The organism is Novacetimonas hansenii JCM 7643, from assembly GCF_000964405.1.
Lineage (GTDB): Bacteria > Pseudomonadota > Alphaproteobacteria > Acetobacterales > Acetobacteraceae > Novacetimonas > Novacetimonas hansenii.
Genome location: NZ_BANE01000077.1, coordinates 1 through 11,395, shown reverse-complemented (window position 1 = coordinate 11,395; position 11,395 = coordinate 1). Strand labels below are relative to the sequence as shown.

Sequence of the window (11,395 nt, the reverse complement as noted above, 5' to 3'; positions counted from 1 at the left end):
CGGGCCATAGGCGTTCATGACGGCGCCTTCGACCATTCCACCCACCAGCCCGCCGACAAGTCCCCCCACAAACGCATCACCCGCGCCCCTGTGGGCCTGTGCCATGGATGGGGCAGCAAACAGCATCCCCCCCACCACCGGCACAACCATCATTATCCGCATAAAACCGCGCATGCCCCTGAAACTCCCTTGACCCATGCCGTCGGGGGACGACCGTGGGAACAGGTAACATCGCGGTCATGGCGATTTGCAGGCACGTCCCGCCCCTTTCGCGCCATAAACCCGCGCGGGCGCGTCTCCCTGCCCCCTCGCGCATGGGGGCATCGGGAAAATATCCGGAAAAAGCAGCCGTTATAAACCGCCAGTCCTTATCGGACAGGCAGATTGTCCAGACGAGCCAGAAACCCGCCCTCAGGGGTTGGCGGCCCGGACTTCCTTCAGGCCGGAGGGCACATCGAACGTGGTGGAATCCTGTGGCGCGGTATCTATGGTGGTGGCCTGGACCATCACCTTGCCATCGCGCACGACCTGCAGCATGACACCATCATCGGTATAGCAGATCTCGCTTTGGCGCTGGTCGGTATCGCTGGTCTGCCACAGGGTACAGGCATGGCCTGCCACCGTCGCGCTGCCGGTACGCAGCCATGTCCCTTCCGCCCGGCGTGACGGATCGACAGAGGCCGCACCCGGCGCGGGAACAATGGTCCTGATCCGCCGGTCCGGGTCGATCACCGTCAGCGTCTTCGCCCGGTAATCGGTAATCATATAGGTATCGGTATTGCCCGGGTCGATACGTTGCGTCATCCGTGCCTCTGACCAGCGCATGCGCTGTTTGAGCGACATCTGCGATGCATGAGGCGGATAGATCGTATAGGTCACGTCCACATCGTGCTGTGGGGTGACAAAGGGACTTTGCGCCGTGGTATCGGTGGTATCGGCGGCATGCACGCCACCAGCAGGCAGGGTTGCCAGCACACCTGCCACCGCACTGGCGAGGCAGGCGCGCATGACGGGTCCGAAACGGCGTGTCGCTGATGTCATGTTCATTTCTTTTCCCCTCCCTTCGGGGTGCCGGGCGGTGGTGGCGGGTCAATGCGACGGTAATTCGCAGGGGGCTGGAACATATCGAGGGCAATGGGCCCGTACACTACATGCACGGCCTCGATCCGTCCCTTCAGCCCATCGCCATCGACCCCGACCTCACGCAGGATCACGCCGTCCTCCGTCACGCAGGCGACGGCGGTACCCTGGTCGGTGCGCACGTCCCATTCGGTGCATGCCACCCCCGCGATACTGGATGTGCCCTTGCGCGAAAATGACATGGACAGGTCCAGCAGGAACGGGTTGCTGATACCATAACGGGCATCCAGCTGACTGTAGATCTTCTGCGTGTTGATGATGATCGTGACCTGGCGGGTCATACGATTGAGGACCGTCTCCCCCATTCCCTGCGGGCTGTCGATTCGCATCAGGCCGCCATTCTGGGCGAACCATGTTCGCACCCGCTTGGGTTCGGGCATGCCATCAGGCTGCACGTCGTAATCGACCTGCACGTCGCGCGTGGGTGTCAGGGGGGGATGTTCGCCCACGGGGGGGATGGTGGCGTCCTGCGGCGGGGCCGTGCCCTGCGCCTGCGCCAGGCCACGGCCCATGCCCGATACCAGCAGCGCCGACAGCAGCGCCAGACGCCACGCCACCGCGCGACGTGGGGCGGCAGGCGCTTTATCATGCATAAACACTGCTTCCGTCATGGTTTTCCCCCATCGTGATGTCGCGCTGACCCAACCCCGCAGGACGGGCCGTGTCAACCTCCGGCACGGATTGCATGCATGGCTGCCGCGATTTCGGGACCATGATCGACACCGGGCCATGACGCCTGCATTGCAATGGCATGGCCAAGCTGGCGCTTGTAGTGCGCTGCCGGAATCTCCAGCCCGCCAAACGTCGCGAGGTGGGATGTGCCGAACTGCGTGTCAAGCAACCCGTATCCCCCCACCCGCAACCGCGCCACAAGATGCACCAGCGCAACCTTGGAGGCATCGCGTTCACGGCTGAACATGCTTTCACCAAAGAACGCACCCCCGATGGACACGCCATACAGGCCACCGACCATCCGCCCGTCGCGCCATGCCTCCACGCTGTGGGCATATCCCATGTCATGCAGCGCGCAGAACAGGTCGATGATCCGCGTGTTGATCCATGTCTGTTCCCGCCCCGGTGCGGGTTGCGCGCATGCGATGATGGTGGCGCGGAAATCACGGTCCGAGACGACCTCGAACCGGCCGGACATGACCGTACGGTACAGCCTGCGCGGCACGTGAAACCCGTCAAGCGGCAAAACCCCACGCATCGGCGGGTCATACCATTCCAGTTCCGCCGACCCCGCGTCGGGCGCCATGGGGAACAGGCCGATGCAATAGGCACGGATCATCAGATCTGGCGTGATCTCCAGCACTTCCCCTTGACCCGTCATGATCTTCGGATAACCCTCCCGCTTGCACCGTAACCGGACCTCACGTCCCGCGTCATAGGGCCGGAGCCCGCTTGCGGACAAGCCGCCAATCGCCATTCTGTTAACAAGGGAAGACGTTTTACCATGGCCCCTCCTCGTCCCCGCCTGCTCCTTGGCCAGCGCCAGACGCCTGCCGTGATGGCGCGCCTGCAAAAGGATTTCACCCTGTTCGCCATCCCTGAAACGCAGATGACGCCAACGGAGCTTGTCACGGCGGCACGGGAATTCGCGCCAGAGGCCATCATGGTGTCCTCCCCCCTGCCAATACGCGCAGCAGACGTAGCACAGCTTCCGCCATCCGTGCGCGTCATCGCCACCGTCAGCGTGGGGACAGACCATCTCGACATTCCCGCCATCCTCGGACGCGGGATCGCGCTGAGCAATACGCCCGATGTCCTGACAGACTGTAATGCGGACCTTGCACTCATGCTGATCCTTGCGGCGTCGCGGCGGGCCGCGGAATATCGCGACCTGATGAAACAGGGCTGGGGACGTGGACTGGCGATGGATGAAATGCTGGGTGTTCGCGTGACGGGCAAGACGCTGGGCATCATCGGCATGGGGCGCATCGGGCGTGCGGTGGCGCAGCGCGCACGGGGGTTCGGCATGAAAATCCTGTATTCCAACCGTCGCCGCCTTGGCGCCGAAGACGAACATGGCGCGCAGTATTTCGCAACGCCGGAAGAAATGTTGCCCCATTGCGACATCCTGTCGCTTCATCTGCCGGCATCGGCGGCATCGGACGGCATGATCAACGCGCGGATGCTGGCGCTGTTGCCGCGCGGTGCGATTTTCGTCAATGCCGCACGCGGCGCGCTGGTGGATGAACAGGCATTGATCGCCGCCCTGCGTGATGGACAGATCGCGGCGGCGGGCCTGGATGTGTTCCGTAACGAACCCACCCCGGACCGGCGGCTGCTGGACCTGCCCAATGTCTTCGCGACACCACATGTCGGCAGCGCCACGATGGAAACCCGCACCGACATGGGCATGCTGGCGGTGGATAATATCGAGGCGGCATTGGCCAACCGGCCGCTGCCCACACCTGTTACAGCCTGAAGGACGGACGGATCATGGGTATCGCGGGTGTATTCCTCGCCTTCATGGCGGGAACCTATGTCACCGAAGTCATTTTCCCCCACATGTCGGGTTACTGCCGGACGCTGGAGGGATTTTACCTGGCGTTCGCGATGGTCGCGCTGGTGCTGGGCATCACGCGGCGCGATCGCACCCCAACCGTGCCGGATGCGGCGGGAAAATAATTCTCCCCTCCGGCGGTGACATGACGCACCGCCGGAGGGGGATGGAGATATCAGGCCTGCACGCCTGCCGCCGCCTGGGTTGCGACATGGGTGCGCATGTCCTGCGCGGTGCGCCGCACCTCCGGCCCGAATTCACGCTCCAGCCGACGGATGGTGAAATGGGCCTGCGCCACCGCACGGTAATGCGCAAGGAAGGCGGAATTGAGCGATGCGCCACACAGCGCGCCCGCCACCGGCATCATCTGCACCGCGAGCTTGCGCGACAGGCCAAGGCCGTAATGGGTCGCGACCTCGCTGATCAGCATGACGACCGGACGCCCCCGCAGCATCGCGCGGGCAGAGAAATATCCAAGCTCGCTTTCCTGATCGCGCGCGGCGAATGGAAACGCCCGTAATGCGAACACTTCGAGGCAGGCTGTCCGCGCCTCTGCCGTGGACAGGTCCTCGCCCTGTTCCCGGGCGATTCGCGCGATTTCGCGCATGATGGTCATGGTGGTGAACCCGACATCGGCCACCAGTCCCGGCAGTCCCGTAAAGCCGCCCACCGCGCCTGACACCGCCACCGCCGTGCGAACCGCCGGGTCGCGCCATTGCGACAGGGCGCCGGGTTCGGCACGGGCGTCCTCGGTCGGTTTCATGCCAAGGATGGCAGCATCAAACGCACGCGTGATCGCGGATTCCGCCACGGACTGGAGCTTTGCCTGAAAGGCCGGCGCCATGCCAAGGCTGCGCACACCCAGCCGCGCCGCCTGTCCCACCGCGCCGCCCATCAGGTCCGCAAGGCGGACAATCACGCCACGCCCGCTCTCCACACGCTCAAGTGCCTGCTGGAGTTCGGTCATCGACGTGCTGTCCAATGCCATCGGCGCCAACTCGCTTCCGGTACCTATACTCATTGCCATGCCCCTTTGCCTGATGGTGCCGTGTGGTCGCGCTGTCCATGCCCTGTCCACCGGCATCCCCGCCGCACATCGCCGTGCTGGGCCGGGACACCGGCGGGCGCATGCACGCTGACCGGTCTGCTGGTTTTGAACATCATACCATGCCTTTGGCAATTCGCCTGCCGCCGGGCGGCCCCGCGTAAAAAGCCGGGCCACCGTGCGACATCAACGCGCAAGGCGGGAAAATCGCCGCCCTGCACGCCGTTGCGCCACCCTTAACTACTCAAGCGGTACCACAATAAGGCCGGGGGGCGCACACCCGGCCCATCATGCCGCCCATCCCCCCATCCGGCACAGATGGGACCAGTGCGCATCCGACACCGGCACGACAGACAGGCGCGACTGCCGCACCAGCGCAAGGTCGGACAGAACGGGGTCTGCCTTGATCCGTGCCAGCGTGACAGGGGTGGGCATCGGTCCCACCGCACGCACATCGACACAGACCCATCCCCCCTGCGGGGCGGTCGGGTCGGGATAGGCCGCGCGCACGATTTCCACCACGCCCACGATTTCCCGCCCGACATTGGAGTGATAGAAAAATGCCAGGTCGCCCACAGCCATCGCCATCAGGTTCTTCTTTGCCTGATGGTTGCGCACCCCCGTCCAGGGTTCGACATTATTGGCAACCTGTTCATCCCATGAGAACGCATCAGGTTCCGATTTCACCAGCCAGTAGGCCATGCCCGTTTCATTCCACCCGCGCGCCATCACGAAAAACTGAACGGAACGGACGGATGACCACGCTCTCGAACAGGTCGGCCTTGGCATACGGGTCGCCCGCGGCAAAGCCTTCGGCGGCGGCACGGTCGGCCACCTCAATCAGCAGAAAACTGCCGCACGGACGGTTATCCGCATCAAGGATCGGCCCCCCCTGCACCAGTCGCTCGCGATAGGTTTCAAGATAGGCCAGATGGCGCGTGCGCGTGGCCTGGCGGGTTTCATGGGAGGCGGGTTTGTCAGTACAAATAATCGCGAACAGCATGTTTTTCTCCTCTTTGCACGGCCCCGCGCCTTGTCTGGACAGGACTGGCCGTGTCTTTTTTGACACGATAGTGTAGAGCAGGAAAACACAAGCACACGCACATGTGCCAAGAGACTGGTTTTTTGCGGATCCCTTCCCCTTATTGACGGGTGCCCCACGGCACGGATGGACTCAGACCTTGAACGCGACGCAGAGCCTTACCGCACGGACAGGCAACCTCTTTCATCGCTATGCCAATCCCGGCCGCTTCCTGCGGCTTGGCGCACGCCTGCAGCCATGGCTGACATGGCCCGCCCTTGTGCTGTCCATTGCCGGACTGGTGTGGGGGCTGTTCCTGTCACCCGCCGACTGGCAACAGGGGGACAGCGTGCGGATCATGTATGTCCATGTGCCCACCGCATGGCTGGCATCGTCCGGTTATATGGGGCTTGCCGTATGCTCGCTGCTCTCCCTCGTGTGGCGCCATCCGCTGGCGGACCTTGCGGCCGTGGAAATCGGGCCGGTGGGTGCGGCCATCACCGCCGTGTGCCTTGCGACCGGGTCCCTGTGGGGCAAGCCGATGTGGGGAACATGGTGGGTATGGGATGCACGGCTGACATCGGTGCTGGTCCTGTTTTTCCTCTATCTTGGCCATATTGCCCTGATTCGCGCGTTTGACGAACCACAACGTGGTTACCGCGCCGCCGCGATCCTGGGGCTGGCGGGGGCGATCGACCTGCCGATCATCAAATTCAGCGTGCAGTGGTGGAACACCCTGCACCAGCCAGACAGCATCACCGTAACCGGCGCCCCCACGATGTCCACCTCCATGCTATGGCCGCTTGCGGTCGTGACGCTGGGCTTTACGCTGGGATTCGGGGCCATCGTGCTGGCGCGCCTGCGGGCCGCCGTCATGGAAAGCCGCATCCGCACCGCCCTGGCCGCGAACCGGGGCCGACAGGACACCTCCACCGGTAACGCCACATGACCCATCTTCCTTATATCATCGCGGCCTATGGCCTGACGCTTGGCGTGGCCATCGTCCTTTCTGTCAACGCCGCACTGCGTCTGCGCCGGGCGCGGGCGCGCCTGGCTACGATCGAACGCCCCGGCCGCGCCGCCCGCACACCGGGACGCCCGGCATGACGCGCAAGACGCGCCGGCTGTGGCTGGTGGTTGCGTGCCTGATCGGACTGGGTTCGGCGGCCGCACTGACGCTGAATGCATTTTCGTCCAACATCGTCTTTTTCATGGCGCCATCGCAGGTGCATATGAAACCACCGCCAAAGGACCGGACCATCCGCCTTGGCGGCATGGTCGTCGCAGGCAGTGTGCGACAGGAAAAGGTGAAGGACACGCCCGTTGCGATCTTTGACGTCACCGACGGGCAGGACGCCGTAAGCGTGCGGTATGAAGGCATCCTGCCCGACCTGTTCCGCGAGGGGCAGTCCGTGGTGGCCGTGGGCACGATCAATCCTGATGGCACGATGCGCGCGACCGAAGTGCTCGCCAAGCATGATGAGACCTACATGCCCAAGGAAGTGGCCGAGGAACTGAAGCGCACCGGCAAATGGGACCCGCGTTACGGCAAGGCCCCCGATGCCGCAAGCTGGAACACCATGACCGCCAAGGACGCGCCCGCGAAGGCGTCCGACCCCACGCAGCACGGAAGCTGATTGCCGCAATGAATCCGGAACTTGGAAATTTTGCCCTGGCGCTGGCCTGCGGGATCGCCGCCGGGCAGGCCATCCTGCCCCTGATCGGCGCGCAACGCCGCGACCCGCGCCTGATGGCGCTTGCCCCCGCGCTGGCGGTGGGACAGATGCTGTGCCTTATCACGTCGTTCGCCTGCCTGATCCATGCGGCGATCACCAATGACTTCTCGGTCCAGAATGTCGCGGCCAACAGCGCGGTGGACAAGCCGCTGCTGTACAAGATCACCGGCGTATGGGGCAATCACGAGGGATCGGTCCTGTTGTGGGCGATGATCCTGTCAATCTGTGGCGGTGCGGTGGCGCTGTTCGGGCGTAACCTGCCCTCCGCCCTGCAGGCGCGCGTGATCGCGGTGCTTGGCGGGGTTGCGGCGGGGTTTGAACTGTTCTGCCTGCTGACCTCCAACCCGTTTGCCCGCGTCTGGCCCGCGCCAATGGATGGGCAGGGCATGAACCCGCTGTTGCAGGATCCCGGCCTCGCGTTCCATCCCCCCATTCTCTATACCGGTTATGTCGGGTTCGCCGTGCCGTTCGCCTTTGCCATCGCCGCCCTTATGGAAGGGCGCGTGGATGCGGCATGGGGGCGCTGGGTACGGCCATGGGCGGTCGCGGCATGGTGCTTCCTGACCTGCGGCATCGCGCTGGGGTCATGGTGGTCCTATTATGTGCTGGGCTGGGGTGGTTACTGGTTCTGGGACCCGGTGGAGAATGCTTCGCTTATCCCATGGCTGACGGGCACCGCGCTGGTGCATTCCGCCATTGTCGTGGAAAAGCGTGAGGGGTTGAAGATCTGGACGGTGCTGCTTGCGATCGGCACGTTCTCCTTCTCGCTGTCGGGCACGTTCCTCGTGCGTTCGGGCATTCTCAATTCCGTGCATGCCTTTGCCAATGATCCGGCGCGCGGCATCTTCATCCTTGGCCTGCTGGCGCTGGTCATCGGGGGGTCACTTCTGCTGTTCGCCATGCGTGCGCCGCAACTGACGACCGGCGGCCTGTTCGCCCCAGTGTCACGCGAGGGGCTGTTGGTTCTCAACAACATCCTGCTGTGTTCGATCTGCGCCGTGGTTCTGACGGGCACGATGTACCCGCCGTTCATGTCGCTCCTGTTCGGCAAGACGATTTCGGTGGGCAAGCCGTTTTTTGACGCGACCACCATCCCGCTTGCCATCCCGTTGATGGCGTTCATGGGCTTTGGCCCGATGATGCCGTGGAAACGCGCGCATATGTGGCCGGTGCTGCGTCGCCTGTGGTGGGCGGCGGCGCTGGCGCTGGTCGCGCTGGTGATCGCGGTGGTGCGCATGCGCGACATCCTGCCGATCCTTGCGACCGCGCTTGCGGTCTGGGTCATCGCCAGCAGCGCCACCGACATTGTCGAGCGCCTGCGCCTGTTCCGCCAGCCCCTGTCCGCCAGCCTGCTGCGCGCGCGCAGCCTGCCGCGCGCGGTGTTTGGCGCGGCGCTGGCGCATGCGGGTGTGGGGGTGACTGTCCTTGGCCTTGCCGGAATGTCACAGGCCAGCCACCGCATTGTCGAAGTACATATCGGCCAGACCGAGATGCTGGCCGGTGATGCCTGGACCCTGACGGACGTGCGTAATGCCAAGGGGCCGAATTACGACGCCATGATCGCCACGATCGAGGTACGTCACAATGGCCGCCTGATCACGACGCTGCACCCGGCCAAGCGGACCTTTGCCAGCCAGCACCAGACCACGACCGAGGTTGCGATCCATACCAACCTGATTTCCGATACCTATGGCGTGCTGGGCGACAAGCATGGCACGGATGCGAATCCAACTTATGTCCTGCGCCTGCACCACAACCCGCTGGCGCCGTGGATGTGGCTGGGTGGTCTGGTCATGGCCATTGGCGGCGCGCTGTCGCTGTCGGACCGCCGGATGCGTGTGGGCGCGCCGCGCCGGGCGCATGCGGCCAATATGGTGACACCGGCATGAACGACACCACGCCCTCCCCTTCCCCCACGCGGCGGCGGCTGCTGATGGCGACACCTCTTGTCCTTGCCGGGGCGACGGGGGTTGCCTTCTGGCGGATGCTGTCGGGCATGTCGCATGGGTCATTCGACCCGCATGACATCCATGCCCCTGTCCTGAACAAGCCGGTGCCGGATTTCACCCTGCCTGACCAGCCGCCGTCACAGGGATTTGGCGCCGCCGACCTGCGTGCGCTCAGGACACCGGTGCTGGTCAACTACTTCGCATCATGGTGCATCCCCTGTGTCGCGGAAATGCCGACCCTGAATACGCTGAAGGCGCAGGTGCCGATATGGGGCATCGCGTACAAGGACAAACCCGAACATGCTCTGGGCTTTGTGGAGCGCGCGGGCAATCCTTATGCCCGCATCGCCGCCGATCGCGACGGACTGGCGGCGATCGACTGGGGCGTGTCAGGGGTGCCGGAAACCTTCCTGATCGGGCCGGGGGGGATCATCCGCTGGCACTCCGCCTCCCCCATTACGGAGGAATTGATCCGCACGACCATCCTGCCCCTGGTGGATCGCCTGAAACAATGACAGTCCGTATCCTGCGACGCGCGCTGCTCGCGCTGACCCTGTGCCTTGCACTGCTGCCTCTGGTGGCTGGCGCCGTGGATGACCCGTCCGAAATGCTGCCCGACCCGGCACAGGAACAGCGTGCCGAGGCGATCGGCGCACAGTTGCGCTGTCTTGTCTGTCAAAACGAATCGATCGAGGACAGCAGCGCCGACCTGGCGCGTGACCTGCGTCATGTGGTGCGCGAACACGTGGCCAAGGGCGAAAGCAACAAGCAGGTCATGGACTGGATGGTTGAGCGTTATGGCAATTTCATCCGGCTGCGCCCCCCTTTGACCATCGGCACGCTGCTGTTGTGGCTGATGCCGGTCCTGGCGCTTCTGGTGGGGGTGATGGTGGCATTGCGTGCCTTCCGCCGCCCCAGAACGTCCGCCCCTCCGCCCCTGACCGACGCCGAGCGCGCACGGTTGGATGACCTGACCCGACCGCGCTGAGAAAATCATGATCTGGATTGGTATCTTCCTGCTCTGCGCAATCGCGCTGCTGCCCTGTCTCATTTCCCTGCGCAGGACGACATTGCTGCGTGATGAACGTGAAAGCGCCTTCGCCCTGCATCAGGCACAGATGGTCGAACTTGACCGTGACCTGGCCGAAGGGCTGATTGCACCGACCGAACGTGACAGCGCCCGCCTGGAAATCCAGCGTCGCCTGCTGGGTTCGGACAACATGGCCGTCCCTGCAGCACGAAAAGGATGCTCGACACTGGCGATTGCGGGGGGACTTCTGGCACTGCCTTTGTTGTCGGTGGGGCTTTACCTCACCTGTGGGCATCCCTCCATGCCTGCGATGCCGCTGGCCCCGCGCCTTGCGGCGGCGGAAAAAGCAGATCATCGCAATGACGACCTGATAAACCGCCTGCGCGACAGCCTGCAGCACATACCCGCCGACGACCCGAACCGTTTCCAGGGATATGTCCTGCTGGGACAGGCCGAGGCCGCGCGTGACCATTACGCCGCTGCCGCGCAGGCATGGCGTGAAGCCATCGCCGTCAGGTTCGAACCCGAACTGGCCGCCCGCGCGGCAGAGGCACAGACAATGGCGGATGGTGGCCATATCTCTGCCGAGACGGCAGACCTTTACCGTCGCGCGCTGGATGCGGCGCCAGCGGATGCGCCATGGCGCATGGCAGTGCAGCAGCGCATCGCCCAATCCGAACACCAGTAACCGGACAGGACCTACGGCCGATCGACATTCATGCCATCCAGATCATGGCTGCGGCGAGGTGAACAAAGCCAAGGAAATGGATGGTGCGTCGATCATATCGGGCGGCAAAGCGTCTGAAGTGCTTGAGGCGGTTGAAGCAGCCCTCGATACGATTACGCAGCTTGTAAGCTCTGGTATCATGCGGGTGCGATTGCAGGGAATGACAGCTTCTGCGCTCATCCGGGCGACAGGAGCACGTAATGCATTGCTGTCATAGGCTTGGTCGGCCATAACGGCC

16 protein-coding genes are annotated in these 11,395 nt (G+C 64.0%); 9 read left to right on the top strand and 7 right to left on the bottom strand.

All coding sequences use genetic code 11. The annotated features are described in order from the left end of the window. Nucleotides 1–411 precede the first annotated feature (411 nt). The 3 genes from B7G66_RS06155 to aat form a co-directional block, all read right to left on the bottom strand. On the bottom strand, nucleotides 412–1,047 hold the full coding sequence (locus tag B7G66_RS06155; RefSeq protein WP_003621169.1) for a hypothetical protein: 636 nt from the start codon (nucleotides 1,045–1,047) through the stop codon (nucleotides 412–414). Beyond that, the gene (locus B7G66_RS06150) at nucleotides 1,044–1,733 is read right to left on the bottom strand and encodes a hypothetical protein (protein ID WP_003621171.1); all 690 of its coding nucleotides are present in this window, start codon (nucleotides 1,731–1,733) and stop codon (nucleotides 1,044–1,046) included. The genes B7G66_RS06155 and B7G66_RS06150 overlap by 4 nt, the downstream gene beginning before the upstream one ends. Nucleotides 1,734–1,804: 71 nt before the next feature. Continuing rightward, the gene (gene aat / locus B7G66_RS06145; protein WP_040512536.1) at nucleotides 1,805–2,473 is read right to left on the bottom strand and encodes a leucyl/phenylalanyl-tRNA--protein transferase; all 669 of its coding nucleotides are present in this window, start codon (nucleotides 2,471–2,473) and stop codon (nucleotides 1,805–1,807) included. Between the two features lie 123 nt (nucleotides 2,474–2,596). Here aat and B7G66_RS06140 point away from each other — a divergent pair, with 123 nt between their 5' ends. Together B7G66_RS06140 and B7G66_RS06135 are read left to right on the top strand one after the other, a co-directional pair. Beyond that, on the top strand, nucleotides 2,597–3,571 hold the full coding sequence (locus B7G66_RS06140; RefSeq protein WP_003621174.1) for a 2-hydroxyacid dehydrogenase: 975 nt from the start codon (nucleotides 2,597–2,599) through the stop codon (nucleotides 3,569–3,571). Nucleotides 3,572–3,585: 14 nt separating this feature from the next. Beyond that, nucleotides 3,586–3,774: a hypothetical protein gene (locus B7G66_RS06135; RefSeq protein ID WP_003621177.1), complete on the top strand. Its 189-nt coding sequence runs from the start codon at nucleotides 3,586–3,588 to the stop codon at nucleotides 3,772–3,774. Nucleotides 3,775–3,824: 50 nt separating this feature from the next. On the opposite strand, the gene B7G66_RS06130 is transcribed toward B7G66_RS06135, so the two are convergent. The 3 genes from B7G66_RS06130 to B7G66_RS06120 all read right to left on the bottom strand — a co-directional run bounded on the left by B7G66_RS06130 (nucleotide 3,825) and on the right by B7G66_RS06120 (nucleotide 5,697). After that, entirely contained in the window at nucleotides 3,825–4,670 is an 846-nt protein-coding gene (locus B7G66_RS06130; protein ID WP_040510975.1) for an EcsC family protein, read from the bottom strand. Nucleotides 4,671–4,982: 312 nt separating this feature from the next. Next, nucleotides 4,983–5,396 (bottom strand): EVE domain-containing protein, encoded by a 414-nt coding sequence (locus tag B7G66_RS06125; RefSeq protein WP_003621183.1) that lies wholly within the window; start codon nucleotides 5,394–5,396, stop codon nucleotides 4,983–4,985. 7 nt (nucleotides 5,397–5,403) lie between these two features. Then, the gene (locus tag B7G66_RS06120; protein WP_003621184.1) at nucleotides 5,404–5,697 is read right to left on the bottom strand and encodes a YciI family protein; all 294 of its coding nucleotides are present in this window, start codon (nucleotides 5,695–5,697) and stop codon (nucleotides 5,404–5,406) included. A 178-nt stretch (nucleotides 5,698–5,875) separates the two neighbouring features. Between B7G66_RS06120 and B7G66_RS06115 the strand changes: the two genes are divergently transcribed. Genes B7G66_RS06115 through ccmI form a run of 7 tightly spaced genes read left to right on the top strand, consistent with a single transcriptional unit; the run spans nucleotide 5,876 to nucleotide 11,118 of the window. Continuing rightward, entirely contained in the window at nucleotides 5,876–6,664 is a 789-nt protein-coding gene (locus B7G66_RS06115; RefSeq protein WP_003621187.1) for a heme ABC transporter permease, read from the top strand. Beyond that, the gene (ccmD, locus tag B7G66_RS06110) at nucleotides 6,661–6,822 is read left to right on the top strand and encodes a heme exporter protein CcmD (protein ID WP_003621189.1); all 162 of its coding nucleotides are present in this window, start codon (nucleotides 6,661–6,663) and stop codon (nucleotides 6,820–6,822) included. The genes B7G66_RS06115 and ccmD overlap by 4 nt, the downstream gene beginning before the upstream one ends. After that, nucleotides 6,819–7,352, top strand: a complete 534-nt coding sequence (ccmE, locus tag B7G66_RS06105) for a cytochrome c maturation protein CcmE (RefSeq protein WP_003621192.1) — start codon at nucleotides 6,819–6,821, stop codon at nucleotides 7,350–7,352. The genes ccmD and ccmE overlap by 4 nt, the downstream gene beginning before the upstream one ends. Before the next feature lie 8 nt (nucleotides 7,353–7,360). Further along, nucleotides 7,361–9,340, top strand: coding sequence for a heme lyase CcmF/NrfE family subunit (locus B7G66_RS06100; RefSeq protein WP_003621193.1), 1,980 nt, complete (start codon nucleotides 7,361–7,363; stop codon nucleotides 9,338–9,340). Beyond that, nucleotides 9,337–9,915 carry a DsbE family thiol:disulfide interchange protein gene (locus B7G66_RS06095; RefSeq protein WP_003621195.1) on the top strand — a complete coding sequence of 193 codons (579 nt, stop codon included), beginning with the start codon at nucleotides 9,337–9,339 and terminating at the stop codon, nucleotides 9,913–9,915. Before B7G66_RS06100 ends, B7G66_RS06095 begins: the two co-directional genes overlap by 4 nt. Then, on the top strand, nucleotides 9,912–10,388 hold the full coding sequence (locus B7G66_RS06090) for a cytochrome c-type biogenesis protein (RefSeq protein WP_003621197.1): 477 nt from the start codon (nucleotides 9,912–9,914) through the stop codon (nucleotides 10,386–10,388). Before B7G66_RS06095 ends, B7G66_RS06090 begins: the two co-directional genes overlap by 4 nt. Nucleotides 10,389–10,395: 7 nt before the next feature. Next, nucleotides 10,396–11,118 carry a c-type cytochrome biogenesis protein CcmI gene (gene ccmI, locus B7G66_RS06085; RefSeq protein WP_003621199.1) on the top strand — a complete coding sequence of 241 codons (723 nt, stop codon included), beginning with the start codon at nucleotides 10,396–10,398 and terminating at the stop codon, nucleotides 11,116–11,118. Between the two features lie 42 nt (nucleotides 11,119–11,160). Here the strand turns inward: ccmI and B7G66_RS06080 are convergent. Then, the coding region (locus B7G66_RS06080) for a hypothetical protein (protein ID WP_408735294.1) at nucleotides 11,161–11,395 on the bottom strand (235 nt) is incomplete at its 5' end.